This is a genomic window from Luteolibacter sp. LG18 (assembly GCF_036322585.1).
Classification (GTDB): Bacteria; Verrucomicrobiota; Verrucomicrobiia; order Verrucomicrobiales; family Akkermansiaceae; genus Luteolibacter.
On the sequence record NZ_AP024600.1, the window covers coordinates 574,952 to 598,763 of the forward strand.

The window sequence follows — 23,812 nt, forward strand, 5'->3', positions numbered from 1 at the left end:
TTCCCGATGAAACCCGCCCTGCTCCTGCCGCTCACCGCCACGCTCGCCCTCACGGCCTGCAAGGTCGGCCCGAACTTCCAGTTTTCGAACCTCTCCGGTGGCAGCAAGTGGAAGGAGTCATCGGTTTCCCAACATGCCCGCTTGCCGGACGATTGGTGGCGGCTCTTCGGTGATGCGGAGCTCACGCGCCTGATCAACCGCGCGCTGTCGGCGAACAACGACCTCGCCGCGGCCAAGTCCCGCATGGACACCGCGCGGGCCCTGGTGGGGCTCGATCGCGCGCGGTTGTTCCCCACGCTCGACCTCACCGGTTCAGCGGGCATTTCCCGGCAGTCCTCGGACTCGGTGACCTCCAACGTCCCCTCGGCCTTCGCCTCGGCGATCCCGCTGGAGAACCAGCGCTACCGCAGCACCTTCAACCTCGCCTACGATCCGGACCTGTGGGGCCGCAACAAGCGCGCGCTGGAAGCCTCGTCCGCCGAGGCGGAAGCCAGCGCGGCCCTCGTGGACGCCCAGCGTCTCGGCATCGCCGCCGAGGTGGCGCGCCAGTATTTCCTGCTGCGCGGACTCGATGCCCAGGAAAGCATCCTCCAGGCCACGCTCAAGACCCGCCGCCAATCGCTCGACATCCAGAAGAGCAAGACCGACGCCGGACTCACCGACGGCATCGCCACCTCCAGCGCCCGCACCGAGCTGGAACTGGCGAACAACGATCTCGCCAGCGTGCAGCGCCAGCGCGGCGCGGCCGAGCATGCGCTCGCGGTACTGTGCGGCACCACGCCCTCCGGTTTCTCCGTTTCGCACCGCGGCCCCTCCGGCGGCCTGCCCTCGATTCGCGCAGGATTGCCCGCCGACGTGCTGGCGCGTCGTCCGGATCTCCGGGCTTCCGAGCAAAAACTGCGCGCGGCGAACGCCCGCATCGGCGTGGCCCAGGCCGCGTTCTATCCGAACTTCAGCCTGTCCGCGGACGCGGGCTTCGAGTCGCTGGACGTCCGGCGTTTCCTGAACTGGGAGAACCGCGTGCTGTCGCTCGGCGCGAACGTCGCCGCCCCGATCTTCGACGCGGGCACCAACAAGGCGAACTACCAGGCCGCCCGCAGCCGCTACGACGAGGCGATGGCCGCGCACCGCCAGACGTTGCTCGTCGCCCTGCGTGAGGTGGAGGACGCCCTCGTCGACCTGAAAGGCCTCGCTCAATCCCGGCGCTCGCTGGAAGCCGCGCTGTCCAGCGCCCGCGACACCCGCCGCCTGACCCAGGAACGCTACGACAAGGGGCTGACCAGCTACCTCGACGTGGTGGAAACCGACCGCACCGTGCTGCGCGTGGAGCTGGCACTCAGCCAGACCGACGCCCAGCAGCGCATCACGCTCGCCGCGCTGGCCAAGGCGCTCGGCGGCGGCTGGAGCGGCAAATGATTTCATGAACACGCCCCTCACGCAGAAGTCCACCACCACCGAGATCCGCGAACGCTTCGACCAGGACGTCGAGCGTTTCAGCAATCTCGAAACCGGCCAGTCCGCTACCATGGACGCGCCGCTGGTGCTGGAGCTGGTCGCGAAAACCGCCGCGCTCCACCTCGCGCCCGGAGCCGCGGTCCTCGACCTCGGCTGCGGTGCCGGGAACTTCACCCTGCGGGTGATGCAGGAGGTCGGCCCGCTGGCCAGCCACCTCGTCGACCTCAGCCAGCCGATGCTGGAGCGCGCGAAACAACGGGTGATGGCCGCCGGGGCCGTGTCGGTGGAAACCACCGCGTCCGACCTGCGCGACCTGGTGTTCGAGGAGAACTCGTTCGACTGCATCCTGGCGGGGGCAGTCCTCCATCATCTGCGCGAGGACTCCGATTGGCACGACGTGTTCACGAAACTCCACCGCTGGTTGAAACCGGGCGGGCGCCTCTACGTCGCGGACCTGGTGGACTTCGACTCGCCGGAGGTTCGCGCGCTGATGTGGGATCGCTACGGGGACTATCTCGAAGGCCTCGGCGGCGCGGACTATCGCGCGAAGGTGCTCGCCTACATCGACAAGGAGGACTCACCGCGCTCGCTGCCGTTCCAGTTGGAGCTGCTCAAAGCCTGCGGTTTCTCCGGCTACGACGTGCTCCACCGCATCAGCGTCTTCGCCTGCTATTTCGGCACGAAGTGACGTGGCGTGGCCGCGTTCGGGAGAACGTGGGCGGGGAAAGCCCACGGAGTTCCTCACACCTCCAGCCCTCCACCGGGCCCCTCTTCTTCAAGCCCGGAGGGCGACGCTCTGCTAGCCGGTGGCGCAAGCCCTGGTCCTTATGCACCTCTTGGCATCTGTATCCCCCAAGGGGATGACAGCTCAAGTAGCCGGAGGTTGAGGAGCCTAGGCGACGACACCTCCGGTTCAGGCGGGAAGCTCATTCGATCCCGAAGGGGATCGCAGCCGGGTGCGAAGGCCTACGGAATTCCATCTCCCATTCCACCCGCGGAGTCGGGGTACGTGGCTGGCACCCGCTTCGGGGTGCGGTTCCTGATCCGGGCTGTCCGGTGGTGTCGTCGCCTAGGCTCCTCAACCACCGGCTACCGAAGCTGCGATCCCTTCGGGATCCAGAATCACCCCGTTGACGCATGCAAGATGTGTGGCGCCAGCCACCGGACCACGGACTGGAGAGCATTCAAGTCCCGTAAGGGACGACGCAGCCTGCGCTCTTCTCGCGGACCCTCCATTCCCGCGGTTCGGACGCATCCGGAACTCTTCAAACCTCGGATGCGGACATCGTCTGAATCGTCACCCGGACTCCGATTGCGTCGCCCCTAACGGGGCTTGGACTCCATGGCTCGCTCCTACCGGTGGCTTTCGCCACCGGCTGGCAGAGCGTCGCCCTCCGGGCTCAGAAAGACGGCGGCCACGTTTCCCTTTGGCAAATGGCCAAGGGTTTTTGTCCGCGGTCCATGGGAACATGGAGGGAGTCAGGCCCAAGCTCCGCCCCATGCTCGTCCGTCTCCTTCTCCCCCTCGCAGCCTTCGCCCTCCTCCCCGCTTCCGGCGCGACCAGCCTGCTGATCAATTTCAGCAGCGCCTCCGGCAACGACATGACCATCGGACAAGCGAACACGCTCGGCGCCGATGCCCTCCAGAACGTCCGCACCGGCACCACCAATGCCGCTGGCACCACCGCCACCATCTCGCTGGACGGGGTCACCGGCAGCGCGACCTACGCCGACTACTTCCAAGCCTCCCAGCTCGCCAACCTCGGCCAGCCCTACGCCACCTTCATCGGCGGCGCGCAGATCGGGTCGACCGGCAACGAAGCGGCCGTGTCGATCTCCGGCCTGAATGCCTGGATGACGGCCAACAACTTCACCGGCTATCAGGTGACGCTCTACTACGCCGGGCGTTCCCTAGCCTCGGAAAACCTCGCCTCCACCAGCCAGGCCGTCACTTTCGTTACCTCCTCCGGCACCAGCTACGACACCGTCTCGGTACTGGCCCACGGGACGCCATCCAACACCACCTTCTGGTCCGGAACCGGGGCGGTGCAGAACTTCAACAGCGACACCCTCTCCATCAGCGTGAAATACCTCAGCCAGCAAAGCGGCCTCGCCGCAATCAAGATCACCGGCGTGCCGGAACCGTCCGCGGCCCTGTTGGGAGGCTTGGGCGCTTTGGCGCTGCTGCGCCGCCGACGCCCTTGAGCACCCCGAGGGGCGGCGGAATCACTTCAGATCCGCCGCCTTCTTCAAGGCCTTCACGTCTTCCACCAGCTTCGGCAGGCGACGCGCGTAGGCCCGGAGCTTCTGGCCCTCGGCAAACGGCAAGGCCGGATCGCCGTAATAGGTGATGCCACCTTCAAGGCTCCGGGTCACGCCGGTGCGGGCGGCCAGGACCGCCTTGTCGCCCACGGTGACGTGGCCGACCATCCCCACTTGCGCGGCGACGGTCACGTAGTTGCCGAGACGGCTGCTGCCCGCGATGCCTGACTGGGAAATCACCAGGCAGTGCTTGCCGATCACGACATTGTGGGCGAGCTGGACGAGGTTGTCGATCTTGCTGCCCTCGCCGACGACGGTCTTGCCAAAACGGGCGCGGTCGATGCTGGTGTTCGAGCCGATCTCGACGTCATCGCCGAGCTCCACGATGCCGACCTGGTCGATCTTCACGTGGCGGCCGTTCACGAACTCGTAGCCATAGCCATCCGAACCGATCACGGCACCCGGCTGGAGAATGACGCGGTCCCCTAGAACACAGCGTTCGCGGACCGTCGAGTTCGCATGGAGCTTGCAATCGCGGCCGATCACCGCGTCCTCGCCGACCACGACATTCGGACCAATGTCCGAGCCATCACCGACGGAGGCTCCGGCCATGACCACGGCCCCCGCCTGCACGCGGACCTTGGTGGCATCGAGCACGGCCTCGGGATCGACCACGGCACGCGGATGAATGCCCGGCTGGAAGGGCCGGCCGGAAACCGCGAAGTGTTTCACCACCGCGCCAAAAGCGAACGACGGATTCTCCACCGCGATGAGGGCGGATCCTTCCGGGCCCTCGGTTTCACCGGCGGGCACCAGCACCGCACCCGCCTGAGTGGTCAGGAACTGAGGGCGGTATTTCTCGTTTCCGAGGAAACTGATGTCCTCCGGACCGGCGGCATCGAGCGCCGCCATGCCGGAGTAAGACGAAGCGAGCCCGCCCCTGACGATGTCACCACCGGTCAAACGGGCGAGCTCGGAAAGCGTGAGGGCAAATGCCACTGCGGAACGCTGGATGGATTACTTGTCGTCGCCAGGAGCGTCCGGAGTGAGCGGAGCCTTGCCCGAGTCTTCCACCGGCTTCAGGCTTTCCGGGGGAGCGTCCTTGTTGAGGTCCTTCAGGAGGCCGGCGGTGATGTCGGTGGCGTCCTTGGTGTAGAGGAGGAAGGGAACCTGGGAGGTGCTGAGGCCGGACTTGTCGAAGACGTAGTCGTAGTTTTCACCCTTGGCCTGCTCTTCCACCAGCTTGCGGATCTCGTTGAGGATCCCCTTCATGCGCTGGACCATGGTTTCGTTCAGCGCCTGGTTCTTGCGCTGGAGGAACTCGCGGCGCTCGCGATCGAGGGCGATGCCTTCCTGCTGCTGCATCTGCCAGTCCTTGAAGAGGGCCTGCTTCTTCTGGTCGGAGATCGCCGGGTCCTCGATCTGCTTGCGCAGCGTGCCGAGGTTGCTTTCCAGCTCACGGATGCGGGTGAGGCGGTCGTTGTTGTCCTTCTGGATGCGGGCCCGCTCGATGTTGATCTGCTTCTGCGCGTCGTTCGTGCGGTAGTACTCCTTGAAGAGCTGCTGCATGTCGACGGTGGCGATCTTGAGCTTGCCTTCCTGGGCGGCAGCGAGGCCGGAAAGGGAGGCGGCCAAAACCACCGCGAGAAGGGAACGAATGAGAGTCATGTTTAAGATGGGGTTGATCCGTGACGGATGCCCGACCATGTACGGAATCCCCTAGGGCGTCAACGTTCATCCCGGTCGTGAGGACGGCGCGGAAACACCGGTTTTTTCTCTGGCGCACCCCGGCCGCGGGTGGCATCGCAGCCCCATGCAAGTGATCGCAGATCCGGCCGGATTCCGTGCCGCGGCCACCTCCTCCGGAAGCCCGCTCGTCCTGGTCCCGACCATGGGCGCCCTCCACGAGGGCCACCGCGCCCTGATCCGCCGGGCCCGCAAATTGGCGGGTTCCACGGGCACCGTGGCGGTCTCGATCTTCGTCAATCCGATCCAGTTCGACCGCGCCGGCGACCTAGCCGCCTATCCGAAGCCGCTGGAGGCCGACCTCGCCGCCTGCGAGGCCGAGGGAGCCGATCTCATCTTCACCCCGGAGGCCGGGTCCATGTATCACCCGGACCGCTCGGTCACGGTGACGGAATCGTTGCTTTCCCGCCACCTCTGCGGCGCCACCCGCCCGGGCCATTTCGATGGCGTCTGCACCGTGGTCCTGAAGCTGTTCCTGCTCTCCGGCGCGGATTCCGCCGTGTTCGGGGAAAAGGACTTCCAACAGCTCGCCATCATCCGCCGGATGGTCCGGGACCTGGACGTGCCGGTGGAGATCATCGGACACCCGACGATCCGCGAGGCGGACGGGCTGGCGATGTCCTCCCGGAATGTGCGCCTGCTGCCGGACCACCGCGCGGACGCGCCGCGCATCCGCCAATCCCTGCTCGCCGCCCGCGATCTCCTCGCCACGGGGGAGCGCTCCGCCACCGCCCTGCTTGCCAGCGCCCGCGCCGGGATCGAGGGCTCGACGTTCGCGAAAATCGACTATCTGGAGCTGGTGGACGCGGAAACACTCCAGCCGGTGTCCGAAATCGAACGCCCGGCCGTCCTCGCGACCGCCGTGTTCTACGGTGAGGTCCGCCTGATTGACCACCTCACGCTGCAGCCGTGAGCCCGCTCAATGGGGCTCGCTGACCGGCTTGGCCTTCGGGATCTGCTTGATACTCAGGATCGGCTGGCCCTCGCTGTCGCGCCCGGACACCTCCACTACGAACTCGCTGGGCCGGGTCTCCGCCTTGCCTCCGTCGGCACCGCTTGTCCGCGGCGACACAAGGTAGTTGCTGAGCAGGTAGTCCCTAATCAGAAACCAGATTGCGGTCGCGAGCAGGAGCGACAGGATCTTCGCGATCCAGTTTTTGGTCAGGTTCAGTTTCATCGGGATCGTTGGAGGGCAGGAAGATCTGCGACAGCTTCTCGCGGAACAGCTTCTCGGAAAGGTTGCGATGGAAGGCCCCGTCCACGCAGATCGAGATACTACCGGTCTCCTCGCTGACGATTACCACCACCGCGTCGCTCTCCTCCGCCAGACCGAGCCCCGCGCGGTGACGCAGGCCCAGCGAGCGGTCGGTCAGCTCGCGCTGGCTGACCGGGAACACGCAGCCGGCCCCGGCCACGCGGTCGTCGGCGATGATCATCCCGCCGTCGTGCAGCGGGGTTTTCGGGAAGAAAACGCTGGTGGCGAGTTCCGGCGAGAACTGGGCATCCAGCACCACCCCGCTCTCGAGGTGGGTCTTGAGGCTGATGCTGCGCTGGATGGCGAACAGCGCGCCAATGCGCTTCTTGGAAAGCGCGATCACCGCATCCGCGAAACGCTCCAGGAAGGCCACCCGGCGGGTGCTGGAAAAGGAAAACAGCCGGCTGCTGCCGAGCTTCGCCAGGGCATTGCGGAGCTCCGGCTGGAAAATCACCAACAGAGCGAAAGCCAGCAGGGCGGCCGCGCGGGTGATCAACCAGTTGATGACCTCGAAGTGGAAAATCCCCGCCAATAGCGTGAGCACCACCAGGATCGTGCCGAGGCCCACCAGAATCTGGGCACCCCGGGTCGCCCGGAAGGCCCGGTACACCTGGTAAATGCAGATCGCGAGGATGAGGATCTCGACCCCGTCACCCGCATGCTTTTGAACGAAATCCCACATGTTGACGTCCGCACAGGCTACCGGCGGCCGGGCCACCTGTCACCCACGATTGCATGCCGCGGCGGGAGATCCGGGCATTTCACCCCTTGCCCGCGGGCCGGGAGTGCATTCTACTCCCGCCATGCAAGACAAGATCCTGCTCGCCCGTGAAGTGGACGCCATCCAGATCCCGAGCGGCGACACCATCACCCTTCCCGCCGGCACCGAGGTGTTCATCACCCAGCGGCTGGGCGGCACCTTCACGGTGGCCACCACCCAGGGCCTGGCCCGTATCTCTTCAAAGGACTCCGACGCCCTCGGGGTGGACAACGAGGAGGAGCAGAAGAAGCACGCCGAGGCCGAGCGCCTGAAGGACGCCCCGGTGGAGGAGCAGGTCTGGGCCCAGCTCAAGGCCGTCTACGACCCGGAAATCCCGGTCGACATCGTCAATCTCGGCCTCGTCTACGACTGCGCCGTCGAGGAGCAGGACGGCAAGCAGGTCGTCACCGTCAAAATGACCCTCACCGCCCCCGGCTGCGGCATGGGCCCGGTGATCGCCGCGGACGCCCAGGCGAAGATCATGACCATCGACGGCATCGACGACGCCAAGGTCGAGCTGGTCTGGGAGCCCGCCTGGAACCAGGACATGATCTCCGAAGAGGGCAAGATGAAGCTCGGAATGATCTGATCCCTCACGGGTGGCCGCTTCCGGGCGACCATCGCTTTTCAGGCCTGAGCGCCCCAGCGGCCTCAGGCCTTTTTCGTGGTCTGGTCGATGTAGGCGATGATCGAGGGAATGGCGATCTCGAGAACCTCCGCCACCTCCTCGTAAGCCCGGCGGCCCATGCCGATGGGATCGGGCACGTCCATGCCGAGTCCCTCCCCCGGAATCTCGGCGAACTCGCAGGCGAGATAGAATTTGTCCGAGTGCTCCGGGAAGGCGGCCTCCATCGCGCGGAGGTGGCCGCGGGTCATCGCGAAAACGTGGGTGACCGACTTCAGCAGATCGTGATTCAGCGGGCGGCTGGAGAAATCCGCCAGCTCGATGCCGTGCTTCTTCAGCACCGCCGCGGTGTCCTTGCTAACAGGCGTGCCGCGCCGCGCCGCGACCCCGGCGGAGCCCACCGAGAAGTCCGGACGATCCGCCACGGCCTTGCGGAACAAGCCTTCCGCCATCGGACTGCGGCAGGTATTGCCGGTGCAAACGAAGAGCACGTGTTTGTCGGTCGCCATCGCGGCAATCATTTGCGCCCGTTGCCACCGGAGTCAAACGGCAATCGGCGGTGCGTGCTTGCGTTCAAACATCCCCGTGCCTATTCTGCCAATGGAGGATAGCAGTGGCAGACGATTGGCAAGAACCAGGCAGCAGGTTGCTCGCGGCTCGCGAAGCAAAGGGCATGTCCATTGCGGACGTGGCACACCGCACCCGCATTCCGGCCCGAGTCATCGAGGCGCTGGAAAAGGACGACTACGGATCATTCCCGAGCCCGACCTACGCGAAGAGCTTCCTCGCGCAGTACGCGGATTTCGTCGGGATCGATTCCAGCCGTTGGATGGACTACTTCGAACCCGTCGCGTTCACCGGCACCGATGACGTGCTGGCGATCGTCGATGCCCCGGATTCCAGCCATCACCACCACCACTATCATGATCCAAAGGCGGCGGAACCCCGCCTCGCAGGCTCCGGCCGCGGCATGGGGTCGACGCTGATGCTGATCCTGATCACCGGCGGATTGATCTACGCGTGCATGAAGGCGTGGCCGGAGCTGGAAAAGCGCTTCGCCGGCTCCGACCCAGGCACGCCACCACCGCCGCCGCCGAAGTTCATCGACGAACACGCGCCGAAATCGCTGCCGACGGAAGCGCCCGCGAAACAACAAGCGCCGAATCCCACGGTGATCGTCTCGAAACCCGCCACCCGCGGAGCCGACGAACCGATCCCCCGGGCAATCATCGTCGATTGAGCGGCCTCAGCGGGATTTCCGCCAGGTCTTGATCGCGGCCAGGAACGGCTTCAGGTAGCGCTGCGCCTTCACCACGCCCACACCGGAAATCTTAAGCGCCTCCTCCTCGGTGGCCGGGCGGTAGAGCACGAAGGCCTCCAGCGTCTTGTTGCCGAACACCACGTAGGGCGGCACCTCCTCCTTGTCCGCGATCTTCGCCCGCAGGTCCCGCAGCATGGAATAAAGGCCACCATCGAACCCGTGGTCCTTCAGGCCCGGATTCGCGGGACCTTCGTCCGCCGCGGGCCACACCAGCCGGTAGTTGGTATCACCGCGCATCACGCGGTCGCCGGAGGGAGTCAGGGCCACCACCGGGTATTCCCCCGGCTCGGTCTTCACCAGTCCGGCATCGGACAGCGCCCGCATCAAGCCATTGAGATAGCCGGTGCCACGGTCCTTCAGCAGGCCGTAGGTGGTCAGCTTGTCGAGACCGGCGGTGAGCACCTCCTGCGACCGGCTGCCGCACAGCATCTGGACGATGCGGCCGCGGCCATACCGGCCCTCCCAGCCATCGGGCGTCCGGCGGGACATGCGGGCCACGCCGCTGAGCGCCTTCTTCACGACCATCACCTCCTCTGCGGTCGGCGGCCGGGCCTCCCCCGCGCCACCGTCCCGGCAAACGTCGCAGCTCCCGCAAGTGCGGGCATCCTCCTCGCCGAAGTAGCCGAGGATCCACTGCTGGCGGCAGATGCGGGAGTAGCACATCTCCACCATCGCCTTGAGCTTCTCGCGGTCGCGGCGGTCCTTTTCACCGATCGAGGTTTCATCGAGCTGGAGGCCGCGCGCCAGCACGTCCGGCTTCAGCATGCGGGTGCCACGGGTGCGGCGTCCGGCGATGTCGAAGCGCTCGATGTAGCCGCCGCGCGCCAGCACCGAAAGAGCGCTGCCCACGGACATCGGGTTCTTCACGTCCGCGCCCTCCGCGATCTCGTCGAGGGTACGATGGACCTCGTATTCCTTGTCCGCCTGATTGAGGAGGTACTGATAGATGCTCCGGATGACGGTGGGCGTCGGGTTCGCGCCATCGATGAAAAACTCCTGCGTGCGGGTGTCGGCGTAGTTGAACAGCAGCTCGCACACCGCGGCCTCGCCGTCACGGCCCGCGCGACCGGCCTCCTGGTAGTAGGCCTCCACGCTGCCGGGCACCTCGTAGTGGACCACGAAGCGGACGTCCGAGCGGTCGATGCCCATGCCGAATGCGTTCGTCGCCACCGCCACGTCCGCCTTGCGCTGGATGAAAATCTCCTGGGCGCGCTCGCGCTCGGAGTCGCTAAGCCCGCCGTGGTAGGCGATGCATTTCACGCCCCAGCTCGCCAGCGTTTCGGACACGGCCTCCACCTTCTTGCGGGTGGCGCAATAGACGATGCCCGTCTTGTGGGCGGCGATCACCGCGCGCATCCGCTCGTCCTTGTGCGCGGCCTTTTCCACCGCCGTGATCCCGAGCGAGAGATTCGGGCGGGAGAACCCGCTGACCCGCTCGAAGGGCTCGCGCAGTTTCAGCACCGTGACGATGTCCTCCCGCACCACCGGCGTGGCGGTGGCGGTGAGGGCCACGCACTGCGGGCGGCCGAGCTTGTCCAGGGACTTGCCCAGCCGCAGGTAGTCCGGCCGGAAGTCATGGCCCCACTGGCTGAGGCAGTGGGCCTCGTCGACCGCGAACAGCGAGATGTTCGCGCCGCGCACGGCGCTCAGGAAACTCTCCGCGCGGAAACGCTCCGGAGCCACGTAGACCAGCTTGTAAACGCCGTCCCGCATACCGTCGAGCCGCTCCTTTTGCTCGGCCCATGGCACCGTGGAATTGATCATCGTCGCCGGAATCCCGCGCGCCACCAGGGCATCCACCTGGTCCTTCATCAGTGCGATCAGCGGCGAGATCACCAGCGTGACCCCGCCGAAACACAGCGCCGGGAGCTGGTAGCAGAGCGACTTTCCGCCGCCCGTCGGCATCACCACTAGGCCATCCCGGCCCGAGACGATGTCGTCCACCACGCTTTCCTGGCCATCGAGGAAACCGGAGAACCCGAAATAGCGTTTCAACGCCTCATGGGGCGTCATCACCAGGGGTTTCGGCTCCTGCGGGGATTCGGTCATTTTGCTGCGCAAATGAACATCCGGCAATCAGTTAGGTCAAGCGTCGGGCACTGCCTCACCCGCCCCGGGCTGCAAGAGGGAGAAATTTGAACCACCGATGAACACAGATGGACACGGATCATAGATGAAGAGGGGGCTACAAAGGTGCATCCTCCGAATCCATCCCTTCTTCCATCCGCGTTCATCTGTGTCCATCCGTGGTTCAATCCCTCATTCCAGCCACTCACGGCCGCCCTTAACCTTCTCTTAACCGCGATTCCCTTTTCATCCCCGGAACAGCCCGCTATCTCCCGGCAATGGGAATCCAACAGGAGGATGCAGTTCAGCATTCCCACCCCGCGAAAACCCAACCAGATTCGTCTCAATGCCCGCCATTTTCGATTTCGTCCACAGCGCGTTCAGCACCGGTGCCACCGACCTCCTGCTCGCGGAAGACCAATCGCCGCGCGTCCGCATCAATGGCGAGATCCTGGTGTTCGACCACGACCCTCTCGACCGCGCCTGCCTGGAGGACTTCTGGCGGGACTGCAACATCGACTCCTCCACCACCTACGAGGCCGACCTGAGCTGGATCGCGCCCGATGGCTCGCGGCTGCGCGTGAACCTCTACCAGTCGCTCGGCAAGCTCTGCGCCGTGCTCCGCCCGATCAAGCACTTGGTCCCGGACTTCGCCGAACTCGGCCTGCCGCAGGACCTGCTCGTGAACTGGCTCTCCCACCGCAGCGGCCTGATCGTCGTCAGCGGCCCCACCGGCGCGGGCAAGTCCACCACCATCGCGAGCTGCCTGGACTGGATCAACCACCACTACCGCCGCCACATCGTCACCATCGAGGACCCGGTGGAATACGTCTTCGAAAACGACCTCTCGCACTTCTCCCAGCGCGAGCTCGGCGGCGACACGATGTCGTTCCCGCACGCGCTGCGCACCGCCCTGCGCCAGAGCCCGGATATCATCTTCCTCGGGGAAATCCGCGACGAGGACACCGCCCAGGTCGCCCTCCGCGCCGCGGAAACCGGCCACCTCGTGCTCTCCACGCTCCACAGCCCGGGCGCGACCGAGACCCTGGAGCGCCTCATCAACCTCTACCCGGCGGACCAGCGCGATTCCTCGCTCCAACTCCTGTCCAGCCACCTCATCGGCATCCTCACCCAGCGCCTCCTGCCCTCCACCAGCGGCACGCTCCACCTCGTCTGCGAATCGCTCCAGAACGAGGCCGCCGTGCGCGAGTGGATCCGCAACCGCCAGCACGCCGAGATCCGCGATTTCCTCAACCGCACCGAAACACCCGGCAACGTCTCGATGCTCCGTGCCCTGGCCCACTCCGCCATCCACGGCTTCATCAGCCCCGCCACCGCCCGCGCCGCCGCGCCGAATTCCCAGGACCTCGACCGCGCCCTCCGCGGCTACGTTTGATCCGCCCGCCGCCCGCTCCTTCCGATCCGTTTCCGAAACCCACCCATGACCGAACTCCGCGACATCGACGAATACCTCCGCATCACCGTGGAGAACCGTGGTTCCGACCTCCACCTCAGCGTGGGCGCCCCGCCCGCCGCCCGCATCCATGGCGCGCTGGTACCGCTGGAGGACTTCATGCTCACCCCGGAGGCCAGCCGCACCCTGATCTACTCGACGCTCAGCGAGGCCCAGCGCGCCCGGTTGGAGACCGAGTGGGAACTCGACTACGCGATCGAGATCACCGGCCTCGGCCGCTTCCGCGGCAACATCCACTTCGCCAGCAGCCACCTCGAGGCCGTCTTCCGCCACATCCCGGAACATGTCCCGGAGCTCTCCCACCTCGGCCACTCCGAAACCATCGAGCACCTCTGCAACGAGCGCCGCGGCCTGATCCTCGTCACCGGCATCACCGGCTCCGGGAAAACCACCACGCTCGCCTCGATGGTGAAGCGCATTTCCGAAACCCGCTCCGGTGTCATCATCACCATCGAGGACCCCGTCGAGTTCGTGCTCCCGCACCGCTCCTGCCTCATCAAGCAGCGCGAGATCGGCAAGGACACCAAGAACTTCTCCAACGCCCTGCGCCAGACGCTGCGCCAGGATCCGGACGTCATCGTCGTCTCGGAGCTGCGCGACCTCGAAACCATCCGCATCGCCCTCACCGCCGCGGAAACCGGCCACCTCGTGCTCGCTACCCTCCACACCATCGATGCCCCGCAGACCATCGACCGTCTGGTGGACGTCTTCCCCGCCGACCAGCAGCAGCAGATCATCTCCCAGCTCGCCAACGTGCTGGAAGGGGTGGTCTGCCAGCGCCTGCTGCCGAAGGCGGACGGCTCCGGCCGCGCCCTCGCCACCGAGGTGATGCGCGTGAACTACGGCCTCCGTGCCCTGATCCGCGACCGCAAGATCGAACAGGTCGTCGGCCTGCTGGAGATCGGCCGCAAGGAAGGCATGCACACCATCGACGACTCCCTCGAGTTCCTCCTCAAGCGCGGCGACATCACCCTCGACGAAGCCTTCTTCCAATGCCGCGACCGCCAGCGCTTCCTGCAGTTCGTCCCGCGGGAACCGAAGGTGAAATGAACTTCGGGATCGTGACTTACGCCGCTTTTGACATCGCCCCAGTGGGGTGAAGACATTCAACTATCATCATTGCCAACGGAAAATAGACAGCGCTTCCATGGAAAACCGTGATATGCGCCAACCGGAACTCCCGGGGCCCGGCGGCTATCCATTGGAAATTCCGGACGACTTGCATCAGCGGTTGTGGAAGGACATCGATTCGGACACGGATTCAGACGACACGTGGACTCCGCTGGAAGAAGTCTCGGAGACTGGAAAATCCATCATCCTGCGCGCGGAGAACTCGATTCGAAAACACCCGCGGGAACATCTGCGCGTCTTCGATCTGAACGGTGGCGAGCGCTACCGAAAAACAGGAGAACCGGATCGCGTCCCCATCGATCTATCGATCATTCCGGGACAGATCGTGACTCACAATCATCCGCGCGGACTACCACCAAGCATCCAAGATATCCTCGTCGGCCACGCTGGTTCGGCTCTGGAGATCCGGGTGGTGACGGGGATTTTCACCTATGCAATCCGCTTTCCCGAGAACATTTCCCAAACGGAACTCAAATCTGGCTGGGACCACCTTTCCCGACTGGGCATGGCGGTGGGATGGGAATGGTCAAGATCTCGACGTGGAAACCCGGAAGATGACACCATCCGGCGAGCTCTCCACGCGGCCTTGATGGAGCTTGCAAGACGAGGCGTGCTGAAATACCGTCGAGACAGGGATGTTTAAATCTGGTCAAGAGCCCGGCAGCAATGCTTGGTATGACGCTTTGGAAGCGTGGATGCGCTCCCAAGGCGAGGCTGTTTCCGATGAAACCATCGCTCTCCACCGGCTGCGGATTGCACGGGAAATGAACGTGTGGATCGGCGACGACTATCGATTCCTCGGCCAGCTTCATACACGCGTCCCTGCAGAGGAAATCAAGCGCGCTTCCTGAAAGGCGCTGGCTCCATTTTTCCGACCGGTCGGAATTCCAAGCATCCGTAGAGATCTCTACCTCACCCGATTAAATCCCCGATCGAGCCGAAGTCCGGCATGAAGAGGCGCTTGTAGGTGCGGGCGGCGTAGCCGTCGGTCATGCCGGCGAGGAAGTCGCAGACGAGGCGGGCGCGGCCGTTCTCGTCCGGGGCGGCCGTGATTTCGGCCACGGTGTCGGCGGCGAGGAGCTGGAAGTCCTGGCCGTCGATGGTTTCGCCGCGGACGTAGCGCTGGCCGAGCACTTCCCAGAGCTGGCGCAGCATGCGGCTGCCCTTGTGCTCGAGCTGCTTGAGCTGCGGCGAAAGGAACACCACTTCGAAGGCGAGCTTCTTGAAGAGCTTCGATTCCGCCTTCACCACCGGGTCGATGACGAGGCGGTAGCGGTAGCGGTTGGTCAGGGCGCTGAGGAAATTCACGTCCGACTCCAGACTGGTGGCCTGGATGTAGGTGCCGATGCGGCGGCCGACGAGCGGATCGACGCGCTTGCGGCGGATCGCCCGGATCAGGTCGCCGAGCGGGGTCCCCTCGCCCTTTTCCACGCCATTGGTTTCCGCCCAAGCCTCGATCTTCGAGATCGTGAGGAACCCGGCGCGGACGCTGTCGGAGAGGTCGTTGAGCGAGTAGGCGGTGTCGTCCGCCCAGTCCATGACTTGGCACTCGATCGACTTGAAACCATCCCGCACCGATCCGGGGGGCAGCTCCAGCGGGAAATCGTTCCCGCCCATCGCCCAATCGAGGTGATGGTGCTGCTCGTCGTAGAGGAAATGATGTTCGGGATCGGTGCCGGTGGCGGCTTTCAGTTCGGTCCAAAGCGACTTGTATTTCAGCACGCCATCCATGAAGGCGCGGGTCGGGTCCATGCCGACACGGGCGGGCTCCGAGCCGGCGCGGGCGGAGAAAATCCGGTCGGTGAGCAGACGCAGCGTCTGGGCGTTCCCCTCAAAGCCGCCGTGGCCGCGCATCAGGAAATTCAGCGTGCGCTCGCCGGCGTGGCCGAACGGCGGGTGGCCGAGATCGTGCGAAAGGCACACCGCCTCGACGAGGTCCTGGTCGATGGTGTGATCCGGCTCCAGCGGGCCGTCCGGGCGGGTCTCCAGCCAGTGGCAGATCGCCTTGCCGATCTGGGCGACCTCCAGCGAGTGGGTCAGGCGGGTGCGGTAGAAATCGTATTCCCCGCTCCAGAACACCTGGGTCTTGTTCTGCAGGCGGCGGAAGGTGGGCGTGTGCAGGACGCGGTCGCGGTCGATCTGGAACGGCGAGCGGTAATCCGCCTCGTCGGTCCTGCCGGATTGCCGCTCGATGTCCCACGCGTTGTAAAACCGGTTCCGCATCGCCATTTCCTAACCGCGGAGCGCCCCGCCGGGCAACCTCGTGGCGACAAAACGCGATTTTTTTCCAACTGACGCGGGACGATGAAATGATGGAAGCTCCGGCCCGGTATCGCCCTAACCTGGTTTCCATTTTCCCCTTTGTTTCCGTCATGAAACCGAATCCCGTGAAACGTCTCTTCTTCTGGCTCTCCGGCGCGGGCACCGAAACGCTCGAGCAATGCCCCGCCTGGGAGCAGCGCAAGTACGTCGCCTTCGGCGCCACCGTGCTGGTGCCCTGCGCGTTCGCCTTCATCGCCTGTGCCTACGCCCTCTCCACCCTCACCCGGGAACCGCGGGTGATCTATCCGGTGGCCGCGGTGTGGGCCTTCATCATCCTCACCATCGACCGCGCCCTGATCGCGGGCTACCGGCCCTACCTCTCGTGGACGCGGAAGCTGTCCCAATTCGGCCTCCGCCTGTGCGTGGCCGTGCTGATGGGCCTGACGATCGCCCACCCGCTGGTGCTGCTGCTGTTCCGCGACACGGTGTCCGCCGTGGTCGAGAAGGACCGCGCCGCGGAGATCGAGACGGTGCGCGGCGGCTTCGAGAACGAGAAGACCAAGATCCGCACCGAGATCGCGAAGCTGGAAACCTCCATCGCCGACCAGCGCCAGAAGTGGAACGAGACCTTCCAGGCCAAATTCATCCTCCAGGAAACCGAGGACGCCTCCGCCGCCATTCCCGGCCTGACCAAGGAGCAGCAGGTGGAATTGAAGAAGGCCACCGACGAGGCCACCAAGCCGTTCCGCGACCGCCTCGCGACCGTCGACAAGCAGTCGGAGGAACTCACCCCCGGCTACACCAAGGTCCAGAGCGAGCTCGGCTACTGGCAGGCGGAATACGAGCGCGAGCTCAACGGCCAACGCTCCGGCCTGAAGGGCGAGGGCCCGCGTGCCCGCTCGATCCGCTCCGACCAGCTCGACCCGCGCCGCGAGGAATCGAAGCGTATGGGCGGCCTGTTGGAACACCTCTCCGCCGAGAAGGCCACCCTCCAGACCCAGGTCCGCGAGGCCGAGAAGGGCGCGATCGCCACCTTCGAGGGCCACATGAAGGAAATCGAGGTGGCCAACAAGGCGGAGGCCGACCGCGTGGCCGGGCTGAAACGGAAGGTCGAGGAAGACCAGGCCGGCCAGTTTGTCACCCAACAGAACGCCCTGCGCGACACCATCAAGCAGCAGATCGACAGCCGCCTGAAGGAACTCTCGCTGACTCAGGACGGCCTGGCCCGCGTGTCCAACGAGGAGGCCACCCGCCTCGACGCCATCCGCGACGAACCCCGCCGCGACATCCTCACCCAGACGCTGGCCCTCCACGCCCTGTTCCAGGCCGGGGCCGAGGGCGGCCAGTTCGCCTTCTACACCTACCTGGTGCTGACCCTCCTGTTCATGCTGGTGGACACCATCCCGCTGGTCGTGAAGTTCTTCACCAAGCCCGGCCCCTACGACTCGCTGGTGGACCGCGACGAGGTCACCTTCGATTCCGAGCACAAGGCCTTCCTCCACAGCCACCGCCGCTACATGGGCCAGCTCGCCGAGGGCAACCTGCTCGCCGTGACCCGCAACAAGCGACTGGAAAACGCGCTGGTCGATGGCGTGGAGCACTCCCGAGCAGCCCGTGAGTTCCTCGATTCGCTGATCGAAATGGAGCGCGCGTTCTCGGAGAAAATGCACCTCGAACAGGAAGCCGCCGCGGCCGCCTCCCCGGAGAAACTCGCCGCCCTGGAGGCGATCAAGCGCCGCTTCTACGAGGACATGCAGCACCGCATGGAGAGCTTCTTCGCCGGCCAGCGGGCGATGTCCTGACCCAGCTCCCGGCCACCGGGAGCGGAGAGCGCAAAGGCTTGCATTGAGCTTCCGGCGGAGGTCACCCACACTTCCGCCGTGGCCAGCAGTTACCAATCCCTCGAAGCCGAATTGCACGATCCGTTCTGGGAAGCGGAAGGACCGTCCGCGGAGCTGCCGCTGATCCAAACTTTCCTCGCCCATTTCCCCGGCACCTCGCTGGAGATCGGCTGCGGCTCGGGGCGCCTGCTCATCCCCCTGCTGCTGGAAGGCTTCGAAGTCGAGGGGCTGGAGCCCTCCGCGGACATGCTGACGCTGTGCCGGAAGAAAACCGCGGTGGTCGGCCTGGAGCCGGTGCTGCACGCCGGAACCGCCGAGGAATTCACCCCGGACAAACGCTATGCCGCCGCGCTCATTCCCGCGTTCACGCTCCAGCTTTGCCCGGATCCCGCACTCGCCTTGAAACGCATCGCGGATCTGCTGAAACCCGAGGGCGGCCTTTACCTCACCGTCTTCACGCCGGATGCGGAGCTGGAAGGCGATCTCCCGGAGAACGAATGGTATCCCGACCACGAGGTGCGGCTACCCGACGGCCGGATCGGAGCGGTGGAAACGAAACACCGTCTCGATGAGCCCAACCGCCTGCTTCACCGCGACCACCGCTACACGCTGATGAACGCGGACCGCGAACCGATCTCCAGCCACGAATGCTCGCAAACCCTGCGCTGGTTCGAGCCGGCGGAACTCCACGCCCTGCTGGTCGAGGCCGGGTTCGAGCACTTCGAAGGCATCGCCGACTTTGAGGAAACCTTTGCGTTCCCCCAAGACGCCGACGCCCAGATCCTGACCGTTATCGCCAGAAGGAGTTGAGGATTTAGCCGAGGCAGGTCTTCCGGGAGGCGGAGTCTCTCGAGCCCCTTCCGAAGGAAGAGCAATGAAACCTTACTCCGCGTCCTTCCCGACCAATTCCTCCTCGGCCTGGGCCGCGGGCTCGTCGCTCGGTTCCGGCAACTTGCGGAAGTGGACCTGACCCACGCGGCGGCCGTCGGTGCTGGTCACCTTCGCCTCGTAGCCGAGGATCTCGATCGTTTCACCGGGCTCCGGGAAACGTCCGAGCTGCTGGGTGATGTAGCCACCCACGGTCGTCACTTCGCCGCTTTCGAGGTAAAGCTCCTCCACGTAACCGCTGAGGTCATTGAGGGTCATGGCACCCTCGATCACGAACTCGTCGGCGTTGATGCGGGTGAACGCCGAGCGCTCGTTGTCGAACTCGTCCTGGATGTCGCCCACCAGTTCCTCGATCACGTTGTCGAGGAACACGATGCCGACCGGGGTTCCGAATTCGTCCACGACCATCGCCAGGTGGGCGTGCTCGCGCAGGAAGAACTTCAGCAGGGTATCGAGCGGCATGGTGTCCGGCACGATCTTCAGCTCGCGCTTGATCCGCATCAGGTCCGGATCCGGCTGGCTGACCAGCTTGAGCAGGTCCTTGATGTGGATCAGGCCGATGGCGTGGTCGAGGTGACCCTTGATCAGCGGGAAGCGGGTGTGCTTGCTGCGCTGGGCGATCTCGAGGGCCTTTTCGAACGGCTGGTCGGCGTCGAGCGCCACCACCCGGGCGCGCGGCGTCATCACGTCACGCACCCACAGCTCGTTCAATTCCAGCGCGTTGATCAGGATCTCACGCTCGGTTTCGGTCACCTCCTGGGCGCGCTCGCTTTCGGCGAAAAGCAGCGCCAGCTCGTCGGCGGAGTGAACGTGTTCGCTCTCGCTCACCGGATCGATGCGGAACAGGTGCTTCAGCATCCAGTTCGCGGTCCCGTTGAGCACGGCAATCGCCACCCGGAACACCTTGTAGAAAACATGCAGCGGACCGGCCAGCAGCAGCGTGGTGGCCACCGCCTTGCGGATCGCGATCGACTTCGGCAGCAATTCGCCAAGCACCACGTGCAGGAACGTGAACGAACCGATCGCCAGGATGAAGGAAATCCACGAGACCGGCTTGATCGTCAGGCCGATGAAGGCGAACTCCAGCGGCACGCCCATCATCAGCAAGAGCGGGGAAACCAGCGCCTCCACGAAAGGCTCGCCAAGGAAACCGAGTGCCAGCGAGGCGATGGTGATGCCGAGCTGGGTGGCGGAAAGGTAGCCGTCCAGATGCGCCACCACATGCTGGGCGGTGGCGGAGCGGGTCGGCTTGCCCTTGCCGCCCATTTCAAGCTGGCTCGGGCGGACCTTCACGATCGCGAACTCCGACGCCACGAAGAAGGCGTTCAGCAGCAGGAAGAAGATGATCCCGAGCAGATACAGCAGGCACACCCCGAGGGACGGCAGCTCATGGGACGGCGCGTGCCCACCTTCCACGGCGAGCAGGGTGATGAGAGAGAACAGGGACATCGCGGGAAATCAGAGTTTCTCGTAGACGCCCTTGTCGCGTCGCTCGAGGACGGTGAATCCCGCGGCCTTGGCATCGCTCACGGAGAGCGGCTTGGCGATTTTGGGAGTATTGACCCGGGAGATGACTTTCTTCACCGGGTGCTTGCACAACGGGCATTTCTCCAGAGGCGCGCGGTCAACGGGACGGCGCAGCTCGAACCCTCGGGCGCAGATGCGGCACGATCGTTCGGGATCTTCCGGAGCTTCTGAAACGTATTCGTAGATGGGCATGAAAAAGACCCGGGAGCGGGTAGTTTCCGTCCCGGGTCGAAATGTAGCGCGTGCCGTGCCAGCTTACCAGCTCGACTTGGTGACGCCGGGGATCATACCGGCGCTGGCAAGTTCGCGGAAGCTGATACGGGAAAGTTTGAAGCGGCGCAGGAAAGCGCGGCGACGGCCGCTGAATTCGCAGCGGTTCACCAGACGGGTCGGGCTGGCGTCGCGAGGAAGCAGGGTCAGGCCAATATAGTCCTTCTCCTCCTTCAGTTTCAGACGGAGTTCGGCGTATTTGGCGACAGTGCGCGCCTTGCGCTCGTTGCGTGCGATCCAGCTCTTCTTAGCCATAATTCGGGGCGCGGTGAATACCCCATCCACAGGGGGAGGCAAGCCCAAACTTGTTCTTTTCGAGCAATTTCTCCAAAATCCTTGCCCGGGATGTCCGGATTCCGGCGGCGGATGACCCGAGTTTTTTCAAAATCCGGCCGGTTTCAAGCCGGGTGGTGGATGGAAAATCGAAACCAAATGGGAATTGAGGAAACCTGCCACGGTTTCCTAGGCTCCAGCCACACATGCAACGATCGTGGCTTGCCGGAATACCGGTCTGGGTGGCAGCGGGGCTCGCTTGGGCGAACGAAACCAGGACGCTCGATCTGGGCGGCGGCGTGTCGATGGAGGTCGTCCGGGTGGAAGCGGGCACGTTCCGGCAGGGTTCGCCCGCCACCGAGGAAGGCCGCGGTGCCGATGAAGCCCAACGCCAGGTGGTCCTCACCAAACCATTCTGGATCGGCCGGACTTCCGTGACCGTAGCGCAATGGAAGCGCTTCGTCGCCGAATCGAACTACCGCACCGAAGCCGAGACCGGCACCAGCGGTGGCCAAGGCTGGGACGGCAAGGCGCTGGTCCAGCAAAAGCAATACACCTGGCGCAATCCCGGCTTCGGCCAATCGCCGGACGACCCGGTGTGCCTGGTGACCTTTCCCGATGCCGAGCAGTTCTGCCAGTGGCTCTCCCGCAAGACGCAGCTCCGCGTGACCCTGCCCACCGAGTCACAGTGGGAATACGCCTGCCGCGCTGGAAGCGCCGCCCCCTGGCACGATGGCACCACCACGCTCGCCGCGGCGGGGGTGAAGACCGACCTCGCGTGGCATAAGGCGAACGCGAACAGCAGCACCCACGCCACGGCCTCCACCGCCTCGAACCTGTGGGGCATCCGCATCGGCGGCAACGTCTCGGAGTGGTGTCTGGATTGGTACGCGCCCTACCCCGATGGTCCCGCGACCGATCCACTGCAAACGAATTCCAATCTCTCCGACAAGCCGCGCCGCGTGCTGCGGGGCGGCTCGTGGGCCCGCGATCTCAAGAACACCCGCAGCGCCGCCCGCTTCCGCTCCGATCCCCGCAGCCGCATCGCCGACGTCGGCTTCCGCATCGCCGCGCCGTACGAGGTGATCGCCGAGTCCACCGCTCCCGGTCCCACGCCCGGCAAGCCCGGTCCCACCACTCCGGCAGCGGATCCGCTTCCTGCAACCACTTCCCAATCCACCCACATGGTTTCCATCGGCGGACTCGCCTGCCTGCTGATCCCGCTCGGCATCATCGCCGCCATCGTCGTCGCGATCGTGAAGGCCGCCTCCCGCAAATCCTCGCCGCCACCCTTCCCCGCTCCAGGCAACAACGACTATCTTCCTCGTACTCCAGCACCCCAGCACCAGGTGCGCATGACCGAGGACGGCTTCTGGTTGCAAACGGATGCCAACGCCGGAACCCCGCTCGATGTCACCTACCGCCTCGCCGATGGCATGGAGCAACGCAGCCGCCTCACCTACCAACCCGGCCCGGAAGGCCACTTCGTCTTCACCGGCCGCCGACCGCTCTCCGTTTCAATCGTGCCGGTGGTGGCAGCCGCCGCGGCCTCGGCCATGGCGTCCCGGATGTTCAACCAGCCGCCGCCAATGCAGCGCCCCGAACCGGTGGAACAAGACAACGACACCTGGACCCGCCCGGTCCCGCCGCCCCGCAATCCGGCCGCCTATTGATCCATGTCCGTCCTCAAGGTTTTCACCGACATCCAGGCATCGCCCGCTCTCTTCGATTGGCTGCGCCAGGAGATCGCCCCGCATGAGCTATTGATCCCGGCAAAGCGCGCGGCCTCCGTGCTGGTCGAGCAGGCGTCCGATCCCCTCATCGCGGAGGCGGACATCGCCTTCGGCCAACCGGACGTCGCCAGCGTGCTCGCGGCCCCGCGGTTGAAATGGCTGCAAGTCAGCTCCGCCGGCTTCACCCGCTATGACACGCCGGAGTTCCGCTCGACCGCCACCGCACGCGGCCTGATCGTGACGAACAGCTCGCACGTCTACGACCAAGCCTGCGCCGAACACGTCTTCGCCTTCATGCTCGCCCAGGCCCGGCAATTACCGTGCTCGCTCGCCACCCGCTGCGCGAACAGCGACCTCGCCTGGACCGCGCTGCGCGAAAGCAGCCGCCTGTTGCTCGGTCAATCCGTGCTCATCCACGGCTATGGTGCGATCGCCGAACGCCTCGTCGGCATGCTCGAGCCCTTCGGCGTGGAGATCACCGCCATCCGCCGCTCGCCCCGCGGTGACGAAGGCATCCGTGTCGTCACGCCGGACCGGGCCACGGAGGCACTCGCCACCGCCGACCACGTGATCAACATCCTGCCGGACAACGCGGAATCGCGCGGCTATTTCAACCCCGCGATCTTCTCCGCGATGAAACCGGGCAGCGTGTTCTACAACATCGGCCGCGGCACCACCGTCGATCAGGACGCGCTGGCGGACACCTTGGAAAATGGTCCCCTTGCCGCCGCCTGGCTCGACGTCACCGATCCCGAACCACTGCCCGAGGGGCATCGTTTGCTCGGGCTCCCGAACTGCCACATCACCCCGCACGTCGCCGGTGGACAGAGCGGCGAGACGCAGGTGTTGATCGCTCATTTCCTGCGGAACTTCCGCCGCCATCTCGGCGGGGAAACGCTCGTCAACCGGGTGATCGGATAACC

24 protein-coding genes are annotated in these 23,812 nt (G+C 65.2%); 14 read left to right on the top strand and 10 right to left on the bottom strand.

What is annotated here, in order from left to right:
- The first annotated feature begins 6 nt into the window (after positions 1-6).
- The 3 genes from llg_RS02340 to llg_RS02350 all read left to right on the top strand — a co-directional run bounded on the left by llg_RS02340 (position 7) and on the right by llg_RS02350 (position 3,659).
- Positions 7-1,416: an efflux transporter outer membrane subunit gene (locus llg_RS02340; RefSeq protein WP_338287924.1), complete on the top strand. Its 1,410-nt coding sequence runs from the start codon at positions 7-9 to the stop codon at positions 1,414-1,416.
- A gap of 4 nt (positions 1,417-1,420) precedes the next feature.
- Entirely contained in the window at positions 1,421-2,143 is a 723-nt protein-coding gene (locus llg_RS02345) for a class I SAM-dependent methyltransferase (RefSeq protein WP_338287925.1), read from the top strand.
- Between the two features lie 811 nt (positions 2,144-2,954).
- Positions 2,955-3,659, top strand: a complete 705-nt coding sequence (locus tag llg_RS02350; protein ID WP_338287926.1) for a hypothetical protein — start codon at positions 2,955-2,957, stop codon at positions 3,657-3,659.
- Between the two features lie 21 nt (positions 3,660-3,680).
- On the opposite strand, the gene lpxD is transcribed toward llg_RS02350, so the two are convergent.
- Positions 3,681-4,715: a UDP-3-O-(3-hydroxymyristoyl)glucosamine N-acyltransferase gene (gene lpxD, locus llg_RS02355; protein ID WP_338287928.1), complete on the bottom strand. Its 1,035-nt coding sequence runs from the start codon at positions 4,713-4,715 to the stop codon at positions 3,681-3,683.
- 18 nt (positions 4,716-4,733) lie between these two features.
- Positions 4,734-5,384 carry an OmpH family outer membrane protein gene (locus llg_RS02360; protein WP_338287930.1) on the bottom strand — a complete coding sequence of 217 codons (651 nt, stop codon included), beginning with the start codon at positions 5,382-5,384 and terminating at the stop codon, positions 4,734-4,736.
- Between the two features lie 145 nt (positions 5,385-5,529).
- Between llg_RS02360 and panC the strand changes: the two genes are divergently transcribed.
- Positions 5,530-6,375, top strand: coding sequence for a pantoate--beta-alanine ligase (gene panC, locus llg_RS02365; RefSeq protein ID WP_338287932.1), 846 nt, complete (start codon positions 5,530-5,532; stop codon positions 6,373-6,375).
- Positions 6,376-6,381: 6 nt separating this feature from the next.
- On the opposite strand, the gene llg_RS02370 is transcribed toward panC, so the two are convergent.
- Positions 6,382-6,639: a hypothetical protein gene (locus llg_RS02370; protein ID WP_338290197.1), complete on the bottom strand. Its 258-nt coding sequence runs from the start codon at positions 6,637-6,639 to the stop codon at positions 6,382-6,384.
- The gene (gene cdaA / locus llg_RS02375; RefSeq protein ID WP_338287933.1) at positions 6,560-7,399 is read right to left on the bottom strand and encodes a diadenylate cyclase CdaA; all 840 of its coding nucleotides are present in this window, start codon (positions 7,397-7,399) and stop codon (positions 6,560-6,562) included. The genes llg_RS02370 and cdaA overlap by 80 nt, the downstream gene beginning before the upstream one ends.
- A gap of 121 nt (positions 7,400-7,520) precedes the next feature.
- Between cdaA and sufT the strand changes: the two genes are divergently transcribed.
- Entirely contained in the window at positions 7,521-8,066 is a 546-nt protein-coding gene (sufT, locus tag llg_RS02380) for a putative Fe-S cluster assembly protein SufT (protein WP_338287934.1), read from the top strand.
- Positions 8,067-8,128: 62 nt separating this feature from the next.
- Here sufT and llg_RS02385 read toward each other — a convergent pair whose 3' ends face one another.
- Positions 8,129-8,611: a hypothetical protein gene (locus llg_RS02385; protein ID WP_338287936.1), complete on the bottom strand. Its 483-nt coding sequence runs from the start codon at positions 8,609-8,611 to the stop codon at positions 8,129-8,131.
- 164 nt (positions 8,612-8,775) lie between these two features.
- Here llg_RS02385 and llg_RS02390 point away from each other — a divergent pair, with 164 nt between their 5' ends.
- Positions 8,776-9,342: a helix-turn-helix transcriptional regulator gene (locus llg_RS02390; RefSeq protein ID WP_338287937.1), complete on the top strand. Its 567-nt coding sequence runs from the start codon at positions 8,776-8,778 to the stop codon at positions 9,340-9,342.
- Positions 9,343-9,348: 6 nt separating this feature from the next.
- Here the strand turns inward: llg_RS02390 and llg_RS02395 are convergent, their stop codons facing one another.
- Complete coding sequence (locus llg_RS02395; RefSeq protein ID WP_338287938.1) at positions 9,349-11,472, bottom strand: ATP-dependent DNA helicase RecQ; 2,124 nt, start codon at positions 11,470-11,472, stop codon at positions 9,349-9,351.
- Positions 11,473-11,836: 364 nt separating this feature from the next.
- On the opposite strand from llg_RS02395, the gene llg_RS02400 reads away from it, so the two are divergent.
- Genes llg_RS02400 through llg_RS02415 form a run of 4 tightly spaced genes read left to right on the top strand, consistent with a single transcriptional unit; the run spans position 11,837 to position 14,946 of the window.
- Positions 11,837-12,886 carry a PilT/PilU family type 4a pilus ATPase gene (locus llg_RS02400; protein ID WP_338287940.1) on the top strand — a complete coding sequence of 350 codons (1,050 nt, stop codon included), beginning with the start codon at positions 11,837-11,839 and terminating at the stop codon, positions 12,884-12,886.
- A gap of 45 nt (positions 12,887-12,931) precedes the next feature.
- Entirely contained in the window at positions 12,932-14,014 is a 1,083-nt protein-coding gene (locus llg_RS02405) for a PilT/PilU family type 4a pilus ATPase (protein WP_338287941.1), read from the top strand.
- A gap of 46 nt (positions 14,015-14,060) precedes the next feature.
- Positions 14,061-14,738, top strand: a complete 678-nt coding sequence (locus llg_RS02410) for a hypothetical protein (protein WP_338287942.1) — start codon at positions 14,061-14,063, stop codon at positions 14,736-14,738.
- Positions 14,731-14,946: a hypothetical protein gene (locus llg_RS02415; RefSeq protein WP_338287943.1), complete on the top strand. Its 216-nt coding sequence runs from the start codon at positions 14,731-14,733 to the stop codon at positions 14,944-14,946. Before llg_RS02410 ends, llg_RS02415 begins: the two co-directional genes overlap by 8 nt.
- A 61-nt stretch (positions 14,947-15,007) precedes the next feature.
- Here the strand turns inward: llg_RS02415 and dgt are convergent, their stop codons facing one another.
- Positions 15,008-16,318, bottom strand: coding sequence for a dGTP triphosphohydrolase (dgt, locus tag llg_RS02420; protein WP_338287945.1), 1,311 nt, complete (start codon positions 16,316-16,318; stop codon positions 15,008-15,010).
- A 149-nt stretch (positions 16,319-16,467) separates the two neighbouring features.
- Here dgt and llg_RS02425 point away from each other — a divergent pair, with 149 nt between their 5' ends.
- Together llg_RS02425 and llg_RS02430 are read left to right on the top strand one after the other, a co-directional pair.
- The gene (locus tag llg_RS02425; RefSeq protein ID WP_338287947.1) at positions 16,468-18,159 is read left to right on the top strand and encodes a DUF4407 domain-containing protein; all 1,692 of its coding nucleotides are present in this window, start codon (positions 16,468-16,470) and stop codon (positions 18,157-18,159) included.
- Between the two features lie 78 nt (positions 18,160-18,237).
- Positions 18,238-19,008: a class I SAM-dependent methyltransferase gene (locus tag llg_RS02430; protein WP_338287950.1), complete on the top strand. Its 771-nt coding sequence runs from the start codon at positions 18,238-18,240 to the stop codon at positions 19,006-19,008.
- A 72-nt stretch (positions 19,009-19,080) separates the two neighbouring features.
- Here the strand turns inward: llg_RS02430 and llg_RS02435 are convergent, their stop codons facing one another.
- The 3 genes from llg_RS02435 to rpsN all read right to left on the bottom strand — a co-directional run bounded on the left by llg_RS02435 (position 19,081) and on the right by rpsN (position 21,138).
- Complete coding sequence (locus llg_RS02435) at positions 19,081-20,535, bottom strand: hemolysin family protein (protein ID WP_338287952.1); 1,455 nt, start codon at positions 20,533-20,535, stop codon at positions 19,081-19,083.
- A gap of 9 nt (positions 20,536-20,544) precedes the next feature.
- The gene (locus tag llg_RS02440; RefSeq protein WP_338287954.1) at positions 20,545-20,805 is read right to left on the bottom strand and encodes a zinc ribbon domain-containing protein; all 261 of its coding nucleotides are present in this window, start codon (positions 20,803-20,805) and stop codon (positions 20,545-20,547) included.
- A gap of 63 nt (positions 20,806-20,868) precedes the next feature.
- Positions 20,869-21,138, bottom strand: a complete 270-nt coding sequence (gene rpsN / locus llg_RS02445) for a 30S ribosomal protein S14 (protein ID WP_338287955.1) — start codon at positions 21,136-21,138, stop codon at positions 20,869-20,871.
- Positions 21,139-21,362: 224 nt separating this feature from the next.
- On the opposite strand from rpsN, the gene llg_RS02450 reads away from it, so the two are divergent.
- Together llg_RS02450 and llg_RS02455 are read left to right on the top strand one after the other, a co-directional pair.
- Positions 21,363-22,829, top strand: a complete 1,467-nt coding sequence (locus llg_RS02450; protein WP_338287956.1) for an SUMF1/EgtB/PvdO family nonheme iron enzyme — start codon at positions 21,363-21,365, stop codon at positions 22,827-22,829.
- A gap of 3 nt (positions 22,830-22,832) precedes the next feature.
- Entirely contained in the window at positions 22,833-23,810 is a 978-nt protein-coding gene (locus llg_RS02455; protein ID WP_338287959.1) for a D-2-hydroxyacid dehydrogenase, read from the top strand.
- The last annotated feature ends 2 nt before the right edge of the window (positions 23,811-23,812 follow it).